At 44.2% G+C, this 20,025-nt stretch carries 19 protein-coding genes; 18 read left to right on the top strand and 1 reads right to left on the bottom strand.

Features of this window, described 5'->3' with window-relative positions; genetic code table 11:
* Positions 1-194: 194 nt before the first annotated feature.
* Together IGJ25_RS09335 and cls are read left to right on the top strand one after the other, a co-directional pair.
* Positions 195-1,337, top strand: coding sequence for a cation diffusion facilitator family transporter (locus tag IGJ25_RS09335; RefSeq protein ID WP_081116312.1), 1,143 nt, complete (start codon positions 195-197; stop codon positions 1,335-1,337).
* Between the two features lie 24 nt (positions 1,338-1,361).
* Entirely contained in the window at positions 1,362-2,828 is a 1,467-nt protein-coding gene (cls, locus tag IGJ25_RS09330) for a cardiolipin synthase (protein ID WP_015509734.1), read from the top strand.
* Here cls and IGJ25_RS09325 read toward each other — a convergent pair.
* A complete protein-coding gene (locus IGJ25_RS09325; protein ID WP_438779256.1) occupies positions 2,808-3,224 on the bottom strand; it encodes a ribonuclease HI family protein in 417 nt (138 codons plus the stop codon). The two genes, cls and IGJ25_RS09325, sit on opposite strands and share 21 nt — an antisense overlap.
* Positions 3,225-3,289: 65 nt before the next feature.
* Between IGJ25_RS09325 and IGJ25_RS09320 the strand changes: the two genes are divergently transcribed.
* The 16 genes from IGJ25_RS09320 (at position 3,290) to pyrE (ending at position 20,004) form a co-directional block, all read left to right on the top strand.
* Positions 3,290-3,700 (top strand): EbsA family protein, encoded by a 411-nt coding sequence (locus IGJ25_RS09320; protein ID WP_010748378.1) that lies wholly within the window; start codon positions 3,290-3,292, stop codon positions 3,698-3,700.
* Between the two features lie 209 nt (positions 3,701-3,909).
* Positions 3,910-5,580: a formate--tetrahydrofolate ligase gene (locus IGJ25_RS09315; protein ID WP_010748377.1), complete on the top strand. Its 1,671-nt coding sequence runs from the start codon at positions 3,910-3,912 to the stop codon at positions 5,578-5,580.
* Between the two features lie 228 nt (positions 5,581-5,808).
* Positions 5,809-6,216: a hypothetical protein gene (locus tag IGJ25_RS09310; protein WP_010748376.1), complete on the top strand. Its 408-nt coding sequence runs from the start codon at positions 5,809-5,811 to the stop codon at positions 6,214-6,216.
* Positions 6,209-6,916: a CBS domain-containing protein gene (locus IGJ25_RS09305; RefSeq protein ID WP_010748375.1), complete on the top strand. Its 708-nt coding sequence runs from the start codon at positions 6,209-6,211 to the stop codon at positions 6,914-6,916. The genes IGJ25_RS09310 and IGJ25_RS09305 overlap by 8 nt, the downstream gene beginning before the upstream one ends.
* Positions 6,913-7,398 (top strand): signal peptidase II, encoded by a 486-nt coding sequence (gene lspA / locus IGJ25_RS09300; protein ID WP_005226122.1) that lies wholly within the window; start codon positions 6,913-6,915, stop codon positions 7,396-7,398. Before IGJ25_RS09305 ends, lspA begins: the two co-directional genes overlap by 4 nt.
* Positions 7,382-8,290 (top strand): RluA family pseudouridine synthase, encoded by a 909-nt coding sequence (locus tag IGJ25_RS09295; protein WP_005226121.1) that lies wholly within the window; start codon positions 7,382-7,384, stop codon positions 8,288-8,290. Before lspA ends, IGJ25_RS09295 begins: the two co-directional genes overlap by 17 nt.
* Positions 8,291-8,533: 243 nt before the next feature.
* Positions 8,534-9,070: a bifunctional pyr operon transcriptional regulator/uracil phosphoribosyltransferase PyrR gene (gene pyrR / locus IGJ25_RS09290; protein WP_005231374.1), complete on the top strand. Its 537-nt coding sequence runs from the start codon at positions 8,534-8,536 to the stop codon at positions 9,068-9,070.
* A 19-nt stretch (positions 9,071-9,089) separates the two neighbouring features.
* Entirely contained in the window at positions 9,090-10,370 is a 1,281-nt protein-coding gene (locus IGJ25_RS09285) for a solute carrier family 23 protein (RefSeq protein ID WP_225000862.1), read from the top strand.
* 47 nt (positions 10,371-10,417) lie between these two features.
* The gene (locus tag IGJ25_RS09280; protein ID WP_005226118.1) at positions 10,418-11,344 is read left to right on the top strand and encodes an aspartate carbamoyltransferase catalytic subunit; all 927 of its coding nucleotides are present in this window, start codon (positions 10,418-10,420) and stop codon (positions 11,342-11,344) included.
* Positions 11,345-11,380: 36 nt separating this feature from the next.
* Positions 11,381-12,664 (top strand): dihydroorotase, encoded by a 1,284-nt coding sequence (locus IGJ25_RS09275; protein WP_010748373.1) that lies wholly within the window; start codon positions 11,381-11,383, stop codon positions 12,662-12,664.
* A 1-nt stretch (position 12,665) separates the two neighbouring features.
* Entirely contained in the window at positions 12,666-13,745 is a 1,080-nt protein-coding gene (locus IGJ25_RS09270; protein WP_010748372.1) for a carbamoyl phosphate synthase small subunit, read from the top strand.
* 1 nt (position 13,746) lies between these two features.
* Complete coding sequence (gene carB / locus IGJ25_RS09265) at positions 13,747-16,932, top strand: carbamoyl-phosphate synthase large subunit (protein WP_225000861.1); 3,186 nt, start codon at positions 13,747-13,749, stop codon at positions 16,930-16,932.
* A gap of 21 nt (positions 16,933-16,953) precedes the next feature.
* Positions 16,954-17,730 carry a dihydroorotate dehydrogenase electron transfer subunit gene (locus IGJ25_RS09260; RefSeq protein WP_225000860.1) on the top strand — a complete coding sequence of 259 codons (777 nt, stop codon included), beginning with the start codon at positions 16,954-16,956 and terminating at the stop codon, positions 17,728-17,730.
* A complete protein-coding gene (locus tag IGJ25_RS09255; protein ID WP_005226113.1) occupies positions 17,730-18,653 on the top strand; it encodes a dihydroorotate dehydrogenase in 924 nt (307 codons plus the stop codon). The genes IGJ25_RS09260 and IGJ25_RS09255 overlap by 1 nt, the downstream gene beginning before the upstream one ends.
* Positions 18,653-19,372, top strand: a complete 720-nt coding sequence (gene pyrF / locus IGJ25_RS09250) for an orotidine-5'-phosphate decarboxylase (protein ID WP_225000859.1) — start codon at positions 18,653-18,655, stop codon at positions 19,370-19,372. The genes IGJ25_RS09255 and pyrF overlap by 1 nt, the downstream gene beginning before the upstream one ends.
* Positions 19,369-20,004 carry an orotate phosphoribosyltransferase gene (pyrE, locus tag IGJ25_RS09245; RefSeq protein ID WP_438779255.1) on the top strand — a complete coding sequence of 212 codons (636 nt, stop codon included), beginning with the start codon at positions 19,369-19,371 and terminating at the stop codon, positions 20,002-20,004. Before pyrF ends, pyrE begins: the two co-directional genes overlap by 4 nt.
* Positions 20,005-20,025: the final 21 nt, after the last annotated feature.

The raw sequence follows: 20,025 nt of genomic DNA, 5'->3' as shown, positions 1-20,025 counted from the left end.
TCCTTTTTTGAACGAAGATGACGGAGGGGGAGACCCTTCCGTTATCTTTTTCCTTTTTTCCTACGTGTTATCTGAAAATGCGTTTGATAATTGAAGGGAATTCGCTTTTTTTTCGAAAAAACGATACGAATAGTTGTTTAATTGAATTCCTTCGGGGTAAAATAAGAAAGATGGTTTTTTGAGAGGGTGATGATTTGCTAAACTTTTTTTTAGATCGTAGCAAAAAAAATGGTGTCTACGAACGTACAGCCATCGGGAAATTAGCAGGTAGCCTCGGGTTGCTTTCCAACCTACTATTATTTGCTGGGAAATTTATCATTGGCTTATCTGCCCAGTCTGTTTCGATTATGGCAGATGCCATCAACAGTCTTTCAGATACCGCTTCGTCTATTTTAACATTGATCGGTTTTCGGATCTCTGCGAAACCAGCCGACAGTGAACATCCATATGGTCATGAGCGATTTGAAGCCATCAGTGGGTTTGTAGTATCTTTGATCATCACGTTTGTTGGCGGCCAATTTCTCATTAGCTCTGTGCAACGCATCATGGAACCGACGAGTATCCGTCTTTCCCCACTATTGTTTATCGTTTTGGTCTTATCGATTTTGATCAAAATCTGGCAGGGAGCGATGTACCGCAAACTGGCGAACCTGATCGGCTCTCAAACACTTAAAGCCAGCGGACAAGACAGTCTCAACGATGTGTATACAACGGGGGCAGTTTTGTTTTCAGCGACGATCGAGTGGCTGACTGGCCTACGTATCGATGGCTTTGTCGGCTGTCTGATTGCCTTGTATATTTTGATTAGCGGAATCAAAATGATTCGTTCCTTTATCAACGAATTATTAGGGGCACGCCCAACGCAAGAAGAAGTAGCTGCCATGGAGCAACGCTTGGATCACTATCCGACGATTCTCGGTTACCATGATTTATTGGTTCATAATTATGGACCGAAAAATCGCTTTGCCAGTGTGCATATCGAAGTGGATGAAACGTGGTCTTTACGAGAAGCGCATGAGGTGATTGATGCGATTGAACAAGATTTTCGCCAATCTTTAAAGGTCGACCTGGTCTGTCATCTTGATCCCGTACCAATTCAAGATCAGCAGTATCGGCATCTAAAAAAAGAAGTGTCAAAGATCATTCGCTTCGTTGACGCACAGTTACGGATGCATGATTTTCAGGTCAAAGGAGATCTGTTGGCTTTTGATTTAGTGATTCCCGCAAAACCGGCGTATAGTGATCAAGAAATCGAAGAAATGCTGAAACAAAAAATCAAAGAAACACTAGGGGACTATGAATTGAAGCTTGCTTTCGATCACAGTTACCTATTATAGGGTTACAGGATATAGGAGGAAACTATGATAAAAATGGATATGAGCATGATTTCCACGGTATTATTGGCACTTTTGTTTATTAATACGATCGCTGCCTTTATTACTGTTTTTCGGAAACCACGCTCGATTGCAAGTGTCTTTGCTTGGATGATGACGTTGGTATTCATCCCCGGCATCGGGTTCTTGTTGTACTTGTTTTGTGGTCGGGGGATCGACGGAGAAATTATTTATAAATTTAGTGAGCACCACCAAAGTAGGATCAATGAGTTGAATCAAATCATCAAAGTGCACAATTATTCTTTTCCTGAACATCCTTACTCAGATGACAATCATCTATTAGAGCGCTATTTTAAGAACCTTGATGAATCGCCCTTGACGAAAGGAAACAAAGTAGAATTTTATACAGATGGAAAAGAAAAATTTGCCGCATTGTTTGAGGACATGAAGCAAGCAGAAGATAATCTGCATGTGGAGTATTATTCGTTTTTTAATGATGAGATCGGTGGCCAATTCTTGTCAATCTTGATCGATAAAGCCCGTGAAGGTGTTGAAGTGCGTTTGGTCTATGATCCATGGGGGTCACCGAAGGCCAATCGGAAATTCTTTCAACCGTTGATTGATGCCGGTGGAAAAGTCGTGCCTTTTATCACTTCGAAGAACCTGATCCGCAACACACGATTGAACTACCATCTACATCGAAAAATCGTTGTGATCGACGGTCAAATCGGTTGGACTGGCGGCTTTAATGTCGGCGATCAATATTTAGGAAAAAAGGCCAAATTTGGCTATTGGCGAGACACCCATGCGAGAATCGTAGGTACTGCCAGTTTTACACTACAAGAGATTTTTATTCGTGACTGGAACGCATCTGTAAAAAGAGAAGAGGATCAGCTGGAATACGAGGATCGCTACTTTATACTACCGCCGAAAGAGCGCTCTGGAAATGTTGATTTGCAGATCGTCGCTGATGGGCCTGAAAGTGAGACCCAAATTCTCAAAGGCGGTTTTGTAAAAATGATCTTAGCTGCCAAAGAATCGATTTGGATCCAAACGCCTTATTTGATTCCTGATGACAGTATGATGAACGCATTGGAAATTGCCATCCACTCAGGTGTAGACGTCCGAATCATGATTCCATGTATGCCTGACCACCCATTCATTTATCGGGCAACACAGCATTATGCCAATTACTTGCATCGCCGTGGTGCAAAAATCTACATCTATAACAATGGTTTCCTCCATGCGAAGACGGTCATGATGGATGATACCATTAGTTCCTTTGGGACGACGAATCAAGACATTCGGAGTTATGCCTTGAATTTTGAAGTCAATGCCTTCGCCTACGATCACGATGTCACGCAAACGTTGAAAGGCTTCTTTGAAGAGGATATGGCACAATCAACATTACTGACGGATGAAATTTTGGCGAAGCAATCTTACTGGTTGCGCTTCAAACAAAACTTCTCTCGGTTATTGTCTCCGATCCTTTAATTTCATCGCTTTTGCTAATCCTTGGCGTGCCAAATGGTCGGCACCTTTGTTTTGACTCTCAGGGACCCATTGGATGATTGCTAAAGCGAACTGTTTCAACAAGTATTGAATTTCTGTTAAATAATCAGAAAAAGCAGGGTTTTTGGTATAATTCTTGTCGATGGTCTGCGCAACGACTTCGCTGTCGGTATAGAGCATAATTGTCTGTTCCTGTAAACCTTTGTCAATCAGCAGCTGCAACGCGTTGACCATCACAGCGAACTCTGCTTGGTGGTTGGTTGAATCAGGTAGCGGAAACGCAATTTGTTCATGCAGATCAGTACCGACAATGACGATTCCACCGCCACTAGGGCCGGGGTTGCCTTTCGTGGAAGCATCAAGATAAACTTTTAACATTGTCTCACCCTTTTTTGATATGATAAAGATAGTATACTAGAAATTTTATGTTGTGAGGAACTTTTATGAAGCGTAAATTGTATTGGCAACCGGAAGCTGCTACAGCGATCATTTATTGGTCGTTTACTATGATGATATTATTTATCAGTTTGATTCTTTCGTTAGAAAATACCAGACCTTATTGGAAAAGCAACCTCGTTTTAGCCGTCTTTTTCTTTTTTGTATGGTTAGGGATTCACCGAAGCATGCTCATCAGGAATGATTTGGTCCTGATTCGCTATGCGCGCTTATGGAAGAAAAGCCTTATTTCTTTACCTGAGATAGAAAAATGGCAAATTATAAACCGTTTAATAAGCATTACCGATCATCAAAAAACGTATACCTTCACGTTGCGTAAAAAAGATGTGGCATGGTTAGAAACTTTTTTTCAAGAAAAAATCCCTGAAAAAAGGGTGCAGGTCAAAACCAACGAGTAATTCATTGGAATCTAGAAAGCAGCGATCACTCCTTTTGGCGTTACAGCCTTAGGAGGGACGTTGTTTTTTGTTTACATAAAGGATTCGTGAAACTTCTTGTAAAAGTGTGAAAAATCTCTCTTTCTTTCTGAATAAAATCAAGTATAATAAGAGCATAGCAAACAAAATACATTTTAAAGTGCTAAATAGTTCGTGAATTGAGGGTAAAAATGAAATCAGATATCGAAATTGCACAAGAATCAATGCCTAAACCGATTATTGAAATTGCTGAACCACTTGGTTTAACAGGCGATGACCTGGAACTTTATGGCAAGTATAAAGCAAAAATCGAATGGTCGGCAATCACCGAAAAAGCAAACAATCCGCTGGGTAAACTCATTTTAGTCACAGCGATCAGTCCGACACCCGCTGGAGAAGGCAAGTCAACCGTGACCATTGGACTTGCAGATGCGTTAAATCAAATCGGCAAGCAAACCGTCATCGCTTTACGTGAGCCATCTTTAGGACCAGTAATGGGCATCAAAGGCGGCGCCACCGGCGGCGGCAAAGCACAAGTGTTGCCGATGGAGGACATCAACTTACACTTCACTGGCGATATGCATGCGATCACAGCAACAAACAATGCCTTGTCTGCATTGATCGACAATCATATCCAGCAAGGCAATGAGTTGGGGATCGACGGACGTCGGGTCACATGGAAACGGGTTGTCGATTTGAATGATCGAGCGTTACGACAAGTGATTGTCGGTCTAGGGGGACCGTTACAAGGCGTTCCCCGAGAAGACGGTTTTGACATCACCGTTGCTAGTGAAATCATGGCGATTTTGTGCTTGGCAACAAGCATTGATAATTTAAAAGAGCGATTAGGAAAGATTTTAATTGGTTATTCTTTTGAGAAACAACCGATTTACGTAAAAGATCTGGCGGTCCAAGGTGCTTTAGCCTTACTTTTAAAAGATGCCCTCAAACCGAATCTTGTTCAAACGATTGAAGGAACCCCTGCGCTGATCCATGGCGGACCTTTTGCAAATATCGCCCATGGGTGTAATAGTGTCATCGCAACCGAGACGGCTTTGCACTTAGGCGAATACACGGTGACCGAAGCTGGGTTTGGTGCTGACTTAGGGGCAGAGAAATTTCTTGATATCAAAACACCGAACTTATCAAAGGCACCAGATGCGATCGTAGTAGTAGCGACGATCAGAGCACTGAAGATGCATGGTGGGGTCGCTGTGGCTGATTTAGGGACAGAAAACTTAAAAGCATTAGAGTTAGGCTTCAGTAATTTAAAGCGACATGTTGAAAACATGCGTAAATACGGGATTCCAGTTGTCGTTGCGCTTAATGAGTTCTCACAAGACACCGAAGCGGAGCGAACACTAGTCGAAACCATGTGCCAGCAAATCGACGTCACCATCGCACGGACAGCCGTTTGGGCAGACGGTGGTGCAGGTGGAACGGATCTAGCAAAAGCAGTGGTTCAAGTAATCGAGGAAAAACCTGCCAACTATCAACGCTTGTATACCGACGATTTGCCTTTAGCGGATAAAGCTTCTTTGATCGTGCGTGAGATCTATGGCGGGGCAGAGGTTGAGTTTGCGCCGAAAGCCAAGGCACAGTTGCAAAGCTTCAAAGAACAAGGCTGGGATCAGCTGCCGATCTGTATGGCAAAAACCCAGTATTCCTTCAGTGATGATCCAAAGCGATTGGGCGCACCAGATGACTTTACAGTAACGATTCGCGAATTCGTGCCAAAATTAGGGGCTGGCTTTATCGTAGCCTTGACAGGTGCCGTGATGACGATGCCAGGATTACCGAAGAAACCTGCCGCCATCAATATGGACGTGACTTCTGATGGCCAAGCGATCGGTCTTTTCTAAAAGAGCACTCACAAACAAAGAAGGCATTCGCGGCATTTGAAACGGAAAAACGGAAAGAGATGATTTGAAAGGACGGGTGCAAGCGGCATTCGTCTTTTTCTCGTTCATTAGACGTGATGGAAGATAAAAGTAGGGATTCTTGTTATAATAATCAAGGAAGCAAGCAAAAGTCTATTTTCTTTCTTTTGATAATCAAGTATACTTAACCAATTGAGGTGATCTTTGTCAATGGAGCTACAACTAACTAGGAGGACTGGTTTTTATGGAATGGGCAGTCCCTTGGAGGTCATGCAAGGAAAAAAAAGAATCGCTGCCATCAATCATCAGCAAACGATTTTTTTGGCGCTGGCTGAGCAGACGCCGATTCGTGTGCGCATGTTTTTTTTAGAAAGTCAGCCTTTTCAGTTACCAAAAGGCCAATCAGCGCTCAAGCTGGAGGTCGTGATGAATCCTGCGCTTAAAAGAATATATATCGGCTTTTATTTAAGCCTTTTTCTCATGATGGGGGTATTGGGCTTATTATCCATCTCCCTTTACTCGTTGCTTTTTGTCGGTGTGTATTTAGTGGCATATTTTGTCTTTGTTTTGATTTATTTAAAAAAAGCGTATCTTATCAAGGAGGTTCCTCATGGCTAGTGGTGCAGATCAATTTTTGAGCAGTTTTAATCGAATCGAAAAGCGGCTTCGTGACGAATTGGATAATCCGCGGAATATGGGTTTTTCTGAAATGGTTCGTCGCTTGTCAAAAAGCAAAAATATCAATGTCAGAAGAGCAGAAGATGATCTATTACAAATGGCTCAGCTGCGCAATGCCATCGTACATGAAAAAATCGGAGAAAACTTTGTCATTGCAGAACCGAATGAATGGGTCGTCAATCGCATCCAAGAAATTGAACACTCCTTACTGGCACCTGAAAAAGTCATGCCGCGTTTTGCGAAACGAGTGACTGGTTTTGAAAAGTACCTGCCATTACCAGAGTTATTGAAAATCGTTGCCCAAAAGCGCTATTCACAATTTCCGATCTATGATAATGGTCGATTTTTGGGCTTGATCACCTTGCGTATGCTGGGTTACTGGTTAGCGAAAGAAAGCCTCCATGGTGAAATCAAGTTGGCAGGCAGAACGGCAGATGAATTATTAGCAGGAGATGGGAAACGATCAAATTATTGTTTCGTGTCGGCTGAAACGACCATCGTAGAAGTGGAAGAATTGTTTCAAAAAAATGCCCTGCTTGAGGCGGTTTTGATCACCAAGGATAAAAATCCGAATGGAAATCTCTTGGGCATCATCCGTCCACGAGATATTTTTAAAGAAGAAAGAGTGGAAAATTTATGATCGCGTTGTTTTTTTTGTTAAGTGCTGTTGTCATTGGCTTGGATCAATGGCTGAAAATTTGGATCGTTGCCAATTATCAACTGGGTGAAACACATTCTCTGATCGACAATGTGTTGTCCCTGACCTATCTTCAGAATACGGGCGCAGCTTGGAGTATTCTAGAAGGAAAAATCACCTTTTTTGCGATCATCACCGTTATCGCGGTTGCTGTTGTTGTTTACCTATTGTTTCGCTACCAAAAAAGCAGTCTATGGTTTCGTTTCGGACTGGCGTTTGTTCTAGGTGGGGCGATCGGTAATTTTATCGATCGATTGCAGCATGGCTTTGTGGTCGATATGTTCCAGCTTGATTTTATCAATTTCCCAATTTTCAATATCGCTGATATGTCATTAGTGTTCGGGGTGATCTTGATTTTTATTTATGCACTGGTAGATGACGAAGCAAAAGGGAAACAAGGAGAATCAAATGGAAAAGCAAATTGAAGTAATCATTAAAGAAGAAAAAGGGCGGGTCGACAAAGTGTTGGCTGAACGCTTGCCAAATCATAGTCGGTCACAAATCCAGCAGTGGCTAAAAGAAGATGCGGTCACATTGAAGGGCGAAACGGTTCGGGCAAATTATAAGGTAAAAGCAGGTGATCACTTGATCATCCAAGTACCAGAACCTGAAGTTGTAGACTTACAACCAGAAAATATTCCTTTGACGATCGTCTATCAAGATGCTGATGTGGCAGTCATCAACAAACCGCAAGGGATGGTGGTTCATCCATCCGCTGGGCATCCAAATGGCACCTTGGTTAATGCGTTATTGTACCATATGGATGATTTATCCACGATCAATGATGTTGTTCGGCCAGGAATCGTTCATCGAATCGACAAAGATACGTCGGGTCTGTTAATGATCGCCAAAAATGATCAGGCACATGAGTCGTTAGCGAAACAATTGAAAGACAAAACATCGTTACGCAAGTACGTAGCATTGGTTCATGGTACGATCAGCCACGAAAAAGGCACCATCAATGCACCAATCGGTCGCTCAAAAGTCAATCGCAAAATGCAAGCCGTGATCGAAAATGGCAAACCCGCTGTCACTCACTTCACCGTGTTGGAGCGCTTCGAGCAGTTCACCTTAGTAGAACTACAGCTGGAAACAGGAAGAACCCATCAAATAAGAGTCCACATGCAGTACATCGGTTTTCCACTAGCTGGCGATCCACTATATGGACCTAAACGCACGCTAAAAGGCAATGGGCAGTTTTTACATGCCAAGCTTCTAGGCTTCACCCACCCAACAACAGGCGAGTCGCTGGTCTTTGAAGCGCCATTACCAGAGCTGTTCGCGGACACGTTAAAAAAATTGCGAAAAAATGATTGATTTTTTTGTGTGAGAACTGTATAGTAATTGTAACAACTAAATAGCTCCTTTAAATGTAGTCCCGTGAGGCTAAGAAGGAATGAGTAAGCAGACGACTCCCGCGTTGGAGATTCGAACCCTTACTAGATGATAACGTGTACCCAAAATCCACAGAATGGGATTTTAGGCAACGATCGGAAAACATGACTCCTACCTCAAGCAGGTAGGAGTTTTTTTATGTTCAAAATTAGGAGGGAATAACATATGGCAGCGAAAGAAGTAGTAGATGCAGTAACAATGAAACGAGCGTTAACGCGGATCACCTATGAAATTATAGAAAGAAATCGCGGCATTGATAACTTGGTGCTGGTAGGGATCAAAACCCGCGGCATCTATATCGCGCAACGAATAGCAGAACGTTTAAAACAACTAGAAGGCGTAGAAGTACCTGTCGGTGAATTGGACATCACCTTGTACCGAGATGACAAAAAGACAGAAGATGATCCAGAGATCCATTCATCAGACATCCCGACTGCCATTGATGGCAAAGAAGTCATCTTGATCGATGATGTCTTGTTTACAGGACGGACGATTCGGGCAGCTTTGGATGCAATCATGGATATTGGTCGACCAAAAAGAATCTCACTCGCCGTTTTAGTTGACCGCGGTCATCGTGAACTGCCGATTCGGGCAGATTTTGTTGGAAAAAATATTCCAACTGCTTTAAGTGAAGAAATTATCGTGGAGATGGAAGAATCAGATGGTTCTGACCGGATCATGATCAATAAAGAAAACGACTAGGAAGAAGAGTGACAGCAACATGCAGAAGCAAGAATTTCGTAATCCAGACGCAGTTTTAGACATCAAAGATCGGCCCAAAGCACTGCCTTGGTTAGGCCTAAGCTTACAACATCTTTTCACGATGTTTGGGGCAACCGTTTTAGTTCCGATCCTCGTTGGGATCAACCCCAGCATCGCTTTAGTTAGTTCAGGTATTGGAACATTGGTTTACTTGGTTACGACGAAAGGGAAGATTCCAGCGTATCTAGGCAGCAGTTTTGCGTTTATCGCAGCGATGCAGATGCTGATGAAATCTGACGGCTACCCAGCTATCGCACAAGGCGCCATCACGACTGGGTTGGTCTACGTGATCGTTTCGATGATCATTAAACGTGCAGGTGCTGCTTGGTTGGATAAGATCTTACCACCGATCATTGTCGGTCCTGTGATTATGGTGATTGGATTAGGGTTAGCCGCTAACGCAGCTCAGAATGCGATGTACAATGACTCAGTCTACGATTTCAAGTACATTCTGGTAGCGTTGGCTACCTTAGGATTAACGATTTTCTTCAATATGTTTCTGCGAGGGTTCTTAGGACTGATTCCGATCCTTCTGGGCATCGTGGGCGGATACTTGATCGCCTTAGTAGCGGGAATCGTCGATGTACAGCCCATCATTGACGCCAACTGGTTTGGCATGCCGAGCTTCGAGATTCCCTTCATTAACTATGAACCAAAACTGTATCTGAATGCGATCACGACGATGGCGCCGATCGCTTTTGTTACCATGACCGAACACATCGGTCATCTGATGGTCTTGAACAAATTAACGAAGCGGAACTTTTTTGAAGAGCCAGGCTTGAACCGAACACTTTTGGGCGATGGTTTTGCTCAAATCGCAGCCGGTCTCGTTGGGGGACCCCCAGTGACAAGTTACGGAGAAAACATCGGAGTTTTAGCCATTACACGGGTCCACAGCGTGTTCGTCATCGGTGGTGCGGCAATTCTGGCCATCGTACTAGGCTTCGTTGGAAAACTAAGCGCATTGATCTTAAGTATTCCTGGTCCAGTCATCTCAGGGATCAGCTTCCTGCTCTTTGGCGTCATCGCTGCCAGCGGGTTGAAAATTTTGATCGACAATAAAATCGATTTTGATCGTAAAAAGAATTTGATCATTGCGTCAGTGATCCTTGTGGTAGGAATCGGCGGGCTTGTCTTCACGGTCGGTACCTTCACCTTATCCGCAATGGCGTTAGCAACTGTCCTAGGAATCTTCTTGAATCTTATTTTACCTGACAGCTCTCGCAGCGAAGAAAAATAACTTGTGCCAACTCATCGTTTAAACAGAATCAAAGGAGGAATTCATTCATGATTATTCAATCCGAAAGAATCAGCTTAAAGCATCTTTTGACGGTCGAAGCATTGACAGACCGTGAAGTGATGGGACTCATCCGCAGAGGACAAGAATTCAAAAGAGGGGCGAAATGGATGCCCCAAAAAGAACAATATTTCGCAACAAATCTCTTTTTTGAGAACAGTACCAGAACCCACAAAAGCTTCGATGTTGCTGAGAAAAAACTAGGGATCGAAGTCATCGAATTTGAAGCCTCCACCAGTTCTGTTCAAAAAGGCGAGACCTTGTATGACACGGTCTTGACGATGTCGGCTTTAGGTGTAGACGTTGCGGTCATTCGCCACGGCGATGAAAACTACTACGACTCTTTGATCCAAAGCAAAACGATCCAGTGCAGTATCATCAATGGCGGGGACGGCAGCGGCCAACACCCAACGCAATGTTTGCTAGATCTGATGACGATCTATGAAGAGTTCGGGCACTTTGATGACTTGAAAGTCGCAATCGTAGGCGATATCACCCACTCACGGGTCGCAAAATCAAACATGCAAATGTTGAAGCGTCTCGGCGCGAAAGTCTTCTTCTCAGGTCCAAAGGAATGGTATGACGAAGAATTTGAAGTATACGGTCACTGGATGCCACTCGACGAATTGGTCGCAGAAGTCGATGTCATGATGATGCTTCGTGTCCAGCACGAGCGCCATGATGGAACGGAAAGCTTTTCAAAAGAAGAATACTTAAAAAATCACGGGTTGACCGTCGAACGCGCCGCAAGAATGAAAGAGCATGCGATCATTATGCACCCAGCACCAGTCAATCGCGATGTGGAGTTAGCTGATGCCTTAGTTGAAAGCTTACGCTCGCGAATCATCACCCAGATGTCCAATGGCGTCTTTGTTCGAATGGCAATTCTTGAAGCGGTGTTGAACGGTAAGGCCTAACAGGAAAAAAGGAATGAATTAGAGGAGGAAGTTTACATGAAAACACTCATTAAAAACGGTAAAATCATCAAAAAAGACAATCACTGTGTTCCTGCAGCAATTTGGATCGAAGACGGAATCATTCGCGGGATCAGTACAGCATTTCCCGAAACAGATTTTGACGAAGTCATCGATGCCAAAGAGCAATTGATCACACCAGGTTTAGTGGATGTTCATGTACACTTCAGAGAACCGGGCTTTGAATACAAAGAAACAATCGAAACGGGCAGCATGGCAGCCGCTCGTGGCGGGTTTACGACAGTTTGCGCAATGCCAAACCTTGACCCAGTTCCTGATACACCAGAAAAATTAGCAGCTGTTTACGAAAAAATCAGCGCAGATGCATCAATCAATGTCTTACAATACGCTCCGATCACCGAAAACTTGCGCAGCGAAACGTTGACGGATGCAGCTGGAATGAAAGCCGCGGGGGCATTTGCCTTAACAAATGACGGTGTCGGGGTTCAGACTGCTGGCACAATGTATTTGGCAATGAAGCAAGCCGCCGAAAATGACTTGGCCTTGGTTGCCCATACAGAAGATGATTCCTTACTCTTTGGCGGCGTGATGCATGCTGGTAAAAAAGCGGAAGAACTTGGATTGCCTGGGATCTTGAGTGTAACAGAAGCTTCTCAAATCGCTCGGGATGTGCTTTTGGCGGAAGCAACAGGAGCCCATTACCATGTCTGCCATGTCTCTACGAAAGAAAGTGTTCGAGTGATTCGAGATGCCAAAAAAGCTGGGATCCATGTGACAGCCGAAGTTTCTCCCCACCATTTGCTTCTAATCGATGAAGATATTCCTGCCGATGAAGGCTTTTGGAAAATGAACCCACCGCTACGTGGGCAAGAAGACCGTGAAGCGTTGATCGAAGGTCTGTTGGATGGCACGATCGATTGTATCGCGACGGATCATGCCCCACATGGCTATGAAGAAAAAATGCAAAGCTTTTTAAAAGCACCCTTTGGCATCGTCGGATCAGAATATGCCTTCCAATTGTTGTACACTCATTTTGTGAAAACAGGACGCTTTACCTTGCAGCAGCTAGTGGATTGGATGACCGTGAAACCAGCGTCGCTCTTTGGTCTAAGTGCTGGAACGATGATGGTCGGAGACAAAGCCGACCTGGCAATTTTTGACTTAGAATCAGCTTATAACGTGGATCCTAAGCAATTCCTATCAAAAGGAGTCAATACGCCTTTCGGTGGATGGACGTTATATGGGGATACGAGTTATACATTTGTAAATGGTAAAACAGTATGGCAAAAAGGTGGGCAATAATATGAAGCGTTGGCTTATTTTAGAAGATGGAACATACTTTGAAGGCGAAGGGTTTGGTGCCAGTGTCAATGTTTTTGGTGAGATCGTTTTTACCACAAGCATGACAGGGTATCAAGAAGCCATTACGGATCAAAGCTTTAACGGACAAATCATTACGTTTACGTATCCGATGGTTGGCAATTACGGCGTCAACCGAGACGATTACGAATCAATTTCACCAACTTGTAAAGGGGTTGTTGTGAAAGAACACGCGCGTCTAGCGAGCAATTGGCGGAAACAGCTGACGTTAGACGAATTTTTAAAACGCAAAAATATTCCAGGGATCGCAGGAATCGATACACGAGCGCTGACGAGAAAGATTCGTCAACACGGAACCATGAAAGCGAGTATCGTTGATGCAGGCGATGTCTTTGATCATGCCTTTGATCAATTAAAAGCGGCGGTTTTACCAACCAATCAAGTGGCACAAGTTTCTACCTCAAAACCTTATCCAAGTCCTGGAACGGGTCGCAATATCGTGGTCATCGACTTCGGCTTGAAGCACAGTATTTTACGGGAGTTGTCACGCCGCAACTGCAATTTAACGATTTTGCCATACAATACGACAGCGCAAGAAATTTTAGACCTCGCACCAGATGGCGTAATGCTGACGAATGGACCAGGCGATCCCAAAAGCTTGCCAGAAGCAATTAAAATGATACAAGGGATTCAAGGCAAGGTACCAATTTTCGGGATTTGTTTAGGCCATCAGCTCTTCTCATTAGCGAATGGGGCAGATACCTATAAAATGAAATTCGGTCACCGCGGATTAAACCATCCGGTAAGAGAGATCGCCACTGGTCGGATCGATTTTACCTCACAAAACCATGGCTTTGCTGTGGATGAAGCATCCATCGATCCAGAAAAACTAATGGTGACCCACGTCGAAGTGAACGATGGCACGATCGAAGGGGTTCGTCATCGCCGTTACCCAGCATTCAGTGTCCAATACCACCCAGATGCGGCACCGGGCCCGCATGATGCAGTCCACTTATTTGACGAATTTTTAGAGATGATCGATGCATGGAAGGAGCAGAACTAATATGCCAAAACGTACAGATATCAAGAAAATCATGGTTATCGGTTCTGGACCGATTATTATAGGACAAGCGGCAGAGTTTGATTATGCCGGTACACAAGCTTGTTTAGCTTTACGAGAAGAAGGCTACGAAGTGGTGTTAGTCAATTCGAATCCCGCAACGATCATGACGGACAAAGAAATTGCTGACAAAGTCTACATTGAACCAATCACATTTGAGTTTGTCTCACGGATTTTACGTAAAGAACAGCCTGATGCAATTTTACCGACATTAGGCGGACAAACGGGCTTGAATATGGCGATGGAATTAGCCAACTCAGGTATTTTGGATGAATTAGGAATTGAGTTGCTAGGAACTAAATTAGCAGCAATCGACCAGGCAGAAGACAGAGATCTATTCAAACAATTAATGGAAGAATTGGATCAACCGATCCCAGAATCAGAAATCGTGTCAACGGTGGAAGCAGCAGTTGAATTTGCAAAAAAAATCGGCTTTCCAATCATTGTTCGTCCAGCATTTACGCTAGGAGGAACGGGCGGCGGCATGTGTAACAATGAAGAAGAACTTCGCCAAATCGCTGAAAACGGCTTGAAGCTCTCGCCAGTGACCCAATGCTTGATTGAACGGAGTATTGCTGGATATAAAGAGATTGAATATGAAGTGATGCGAGATTCTGCTGACAACGCGATCGTCGTTTGTAATATGGAAAACTTCGATCCAGTCGGTATCCACACCGGCGATTCCATCGTCTTTGCGCCGAGCCAAACTTTGTCAGACCATGAATACCAAATGTTACGGGATGCCTCATTAAAAATCATCCGCGCGTTAAAAATCGAAGGTGGCTGTAACGTTCAATTGGCGCTTGATCCTCATAGCTTCAACTACTATGTCATTGAAGTAAATCCACGGGTCTCACGTTCCTCTGCGTTAGCAAGTAAAGCTACAGGGTACCCGATTGCCAAACTGGCAGCGAAAATTGCCGTCGGTTTAACATTGGATGAAATGAAAAATCCAGTCACAGAAACGACGTATGCAGAATTTGAACCCGCCCTTGACTATGTCGTCGCAAAAATTCCTCGCTGGCCGTTTGACAAGTTTGAAACTGGGGAACGTCGATTAGGAACACAAATGAAAGCGACTGGTGAAGTGATGGCGATCGGTCGTAATATTGAAGAGTCATTATTAAAAGCCGTTCGTTCATTGGAGATCGGCACACACCATATCGAAATGAAAGAATTAGAAGCTCTTTCTGACAATGATCTGATGGAAAAAGTCATCAAGGCGCAAGATGATCGCCTATTCTACGTCATGGAAGCCATCCGAAGAGGGTACACCATCGAAGATTTGAACGAAATGACGAAAATCGACTTGTTCTTCTTGGATAAGATGCTTCACATCTTTGAGATCGAACAAGCATTAGCAAACGAACCACATTCCCTTGATGTGTTGAAAAAAGCCAAGCAAAACGGCTTTACGGATAAAAAGATTGCTGAGCTGTGGGAAACCACGGAAGCTGAGATCCGCACGCTGCGTCATGAGCAAAAGATTTTGCCCGTCTACAAAATGGTAGATACATGTGCCGCAGAATTTGAATCAGCAACACCTTATTTCTACAGCACCTATGAGTTTGAGAATGAAAGCAAGCGCAGTGAAAAAGAATCTGTTCTTGTCCTAGGTTCTGGACCGATCCGAATCGGACAAGGAGTGGAGTTCGACTATGCAACAGTGCACTCGGTGAAAGCGATCCAAGCTGCTGGCTATGAAGCGATCATCATGAATAGTAATCCTGAAACGGTTTCGACTGACTTTTCTATCTCCGACAAGCTGTATTTTGAACCATTGACCTTAGAGGATGTCTTACACGTCATCGATTTGGAACAACCAATTGGGGTCATCGTCCAATTTGGCGGGCAAACGGCGATCAACTTAGCAGAGCCTTTAGTAAAAGCTGGGGTCAAAATCTTAGGCACCAGCATTGAAGATCTTGATCGTGCCGAAAATCGTGATCTCTTTGAGCAAGCATTACAAGCGCTAGATATTCCGCAACCACCAGGGGATACAGCGACGAACGAACAAGAAGCGATCGCCATCGCTCAAGAAATCGGCTATCCTGTTTTAGTCCGCCCAAGTTATGTCTTAGGGGGACGTGCGATGGAAATCGTGGAAAACCAAGCCGATTTACAAGATTATATGCGTCATGCAGTGAAAGCATCACCAGAACATCCTGTCTTGGTCGATCGTTACTTGGTCGGTAAAGAATGTGAAGTCGATGCTATCTGTGACGGCAAAACTGTTTTGATTCCTGGAATCATGGAACATATTGAGCGTGCAGGGGTCCATTCAGGAGATTCAATGGCGGTCTATCCACCGCAAAATCTTTCGGATGAACTAATTGCTACGATCGAAGAATATACCAAACGCTTGGCATTAGGTTTAAATTGTATCGGTATGATGAATATCCAATTTGTCATCCATGAGAACAAAGTGTATGTCATTGAAGTAAATCCTCGTGCTAGCCGAACCGTACCATTTTTAAGCAAGGTAACAGAGATCCCAATGGCACAAATTGCCACGAAGGCGATTCTCGGGGAAGAGATCACAGCGTTAGGTTATCAAGACGGACTTGCGCCAACACCAAATGAAGTACACATCAAAGCACCTGTCTTCTCCTTTACAAAACTTTTAAAAGTCGATACTTACTTAGGCCCTGAAATGAAATCAACGGGTGAAGTAATGGGATCAGACAAAGATTTGGCAAAAGCACTTTATAAAGCTTTTGAGGCATCAGGCCTGCATATTCCTGAATTTGGAAAAGCACTTTTCACCGTTGCAGACGAAAGCAAAGAAGAGGCAGCAGCACTGGCAGCGCGTTTCGTAGAGGTCGGCTTCACCTTATTGGCTACCAATGGAACCGCCGATTACTTTGAAGAAAAAGGACTACAAGTGACTCGGGTTGCCAAGATTTCCGAACAGCAAGCAGAAGAAACGGTTGTTGATTTGATCCGTAAAGGAACGACCCAAGTAGTAGTCAATACCATGGACAAAGATCGCCAAAATGCAACGGAAGACGGATTTATCATCCGCCGAGAAGCGGTGGAACATGGTGTACCGACCTTTACTTCTCTTGATACAGCGGATGCGATTCTAAAAGTGATGGAATCCCGCAGTTTTTCAACAAAAGCAATTTAACGCAGATAAAGGAGTTTTTTGATGAAGCAAGAAATCATGACCATCAGCAAACAGCGTCAACTGGCACCGCGGATTTTTGAAATGACATTGACGGGTGAATTAGTCAATGAGATGAGGACCCCAGGGCAATTTCTACACCTGCGGGTTCCTCAAAATGCCTTTCTTCTTCGCCGACCGATCAGTATCAATCATATCGATGCTGAGAAAAAAGAATGCCGAATCATTTATCGGGTTGAAGGAGATGGCACAAGAATTTTTTCAGAAATGACTGTTGGTGATCCAATCGATGTGATGGGGCCGTTAGGAAATGGGTTTCGCTATCATCATTTAAACCAAGGGGACACTGCATTTATCGTAGGGGGCGGTATCGGTGTGCCGCCGCTCTATGAATTATCGAAACGCCTGACGCAACAAGGCGTCCACGTCATTCACTTTTTGGGCTTTGCCAGCAAAGACGTTATGTATTATGAAGAGGAATTTCGCACACTGGGAGATACGAGGATCGCTACCGATGATGGCAGCGCGGGTTTACAAGGAAATGTTGGCAACCTGTTATTAGCTGCAGAGCAAACACCTGCGGCGGTCTTTGCTTGCGGAAATAACGGTCTTTTAAAAACCACCGCCCAGCTTTTCGAAGACCTTCCAGATGTTCAATTATCCATGGAGGCGCGAATGGCTTGCGGGATGGGTGCCTGTTATGCCTGTGTTTGCCATACGAAAGATGATGAACAAGGCACAAAAAGTGTCAAAGTTTGTGACGAAGGGCCTGTATTTCAGGCGAGAAAGGTGGTCATTTAATGTCGATCAATGTCGAGCTACCCGGATTGAGTCTAAAAAATCCGATCATGCCTGCCAGCGGCTGTTTTGGGTTTGGTGCAGAATATGATAAATATTATGACATCAGTCAATTAGGTGCGGTGATGATCAAAGCGACCACACCTGAACCACGTTTTGGCAATCCGACCCCAAGGGTAGCAGAAACGCCTAGCGGTATGTTAAATGCCATCGGGTTGCAAAATCCTGGGTTAGAAGCGGTCATGAATCAAATTTTACCCGACTTAGCTCAAAAACACCCCGATTTGCCAATCATCGCGAATGTTGCCGGTTCGACCGTCGAAGATTATGTTCTTGTGTGTCAGGAAATCAGTCAGGCAGAAAATGTCAAAGCGATCGAATTGAATATCTCTTGCCCGAACGTCAAGCATGGCGGCATCACGTTCGGAACCGATCCTGCGGTTGCTGGTGCATTGACTGAAGCGGTCAAAAAAGTCTCGCAAGTGCCGATCTATGTCAAACTTTCGCCGAATGTGACGGATATCGTCCCAATTGCACAAGCGATCGAAGCAGGCGGCGCCGACGGGTTTACGATGATCAATACACTTTTAGGCATGCGGATCGATCTAAAAACACGGAAACCAATTTTAGCTAACCAAACAGGGGGCTTGTCTGGTCCGTCAATCAAACCAGTGGCGATTCGCCTGATCAAACAAGTGGCGCAAGTTTCTCAATTACCAATTATTGGCATGGGGGGCGTGATGTCAGTGGATGATGTCCTTGAAATGTATCTGGCAGGTGCTAGTGCTGTTGCAGTCGGAACCGCAAACTTTACCGATCCTTACATTTGCCCAAAGTTGATTGAAGAATTGCCTATACGAATGGCAGAATTAGGAATCCCTTCTTTGGAACAGCTGATAAAAGAAGTGAGAGAGGAGCACATGTGATGAGTGAACGGCCAATTATTGCCTTAGATTTTCCTAACAAACAGGCTATTGAAACTTTTTTAGCGCAATTTCCTATAGAGGAAAAGTTGTTTGTGAAAGTGGGAATGGAGATTTTCTACCAAGAAGGACCAGCGATCGTTACTTGGTTAAAAGACTGTGGTCATGATATTTTTTTAGATTTAAAACTACATGATATTCCCAATACAGTAGGACGAGCAATGGAACGCTTAGCTTCTTTAGGTGTTGCTTTGACGAATGTTCATGCGGCCGGCGGGATCGAAATGATGACTGCTGCTAAAAAAGGCCTGCAGCAAGGAACCCCCGCAGGGCACAAAGTTCCTGATTTGATTGCAGTTACCCAATTGACCTCCACTAGTGAGGCACAAATGCATCATGATCAGCAGATCATGACGTCACTGCAAGAAAGTGTCATGCATTACGCCACTTGTGCCCAAAAAGCTGGGTTAGACGGTGTTGTTTGCTCCGCTCACGAAGCAAAGCAGATCAAACAAAGGACAACGGATGCCTTCATACGCTTGACGCCTGGTATCCGACCAGCTGGCAGTGAATTTGGTGATCAAAAACGGGTCATGACACCTGCACAAGCTCGTAAAGCAGGGGCTACCATGATCGTTGTGGGACGTCCAATCACCCAATCTAAGGCACCGTATGAAAGTTATCTGCAAATAAAACAAGAATGGAAGGAAGCTAGCCAATGAAAGAACAATCCAATCAAATCGCCAAAGATCTTTTAGACATCGAGGCGATTTTCTTACGACCGAATGAACCATTTACTTGGGCAAGCGGCATCAAAAGCCCTATTTACTGCGACAATCGAATTACTATGAGTTATCCACATGTACGTCGCGCCATTGCGAAAGGCTTAGCTGCAGTCATCAAAACGACTTACCCAGAAGCAGAAGTGATTGCAGGGACCGCAACAGCTGGGATTCCCCATGCTGCATGGGTCGCTGAATTGTTAGATTTGCCAATGGTTTATATTCGCAGCAAAGCAAAAGAACACGGTAAAGGCAATCAAATTGAAGGGCGTATTCAACCAAATCAAAAAATGGTCGTCATTGAAGATTTATTGTCAACAGGTGGCAGTGCCTTAGAAGCTTGTGAAGCAGCCAAAAGAGAAGGAGCCGACGTATTAGGCGTCGCTGCGATCTTTACTTACGAGCTGCCTCAAGTCCAAGAAAATTTTGATCAAGCAGGTTTACCCTATGTAACTTTGACAAACTATACAGCGTTGATCGAGTCGGCTTTAGAAACGGGTGCTATTCAAGAATCTGATGTTGCCCTGTTACAAGAGTGGCGTAAAGATCCTGCTGCTTGGTTGAGTGAATAAGGAATTGAAATAAGAAACGGA

Origin of the sequence: Enterococcus sp. DIV0240d (assembly GCF_051711245.1) — a bacterium.
GTDB lineage: Bacteria > Bacillota > Bacilli > Lactobacillales > Enterococcaceae > Enterococcus_D > Enterococcus_D casseliflavus.
The sequence above is the reverse complement of the archived record's forward strand: the minus strand, read 5'-3'. Positions and strand labels throughout refer to the sequence as shown.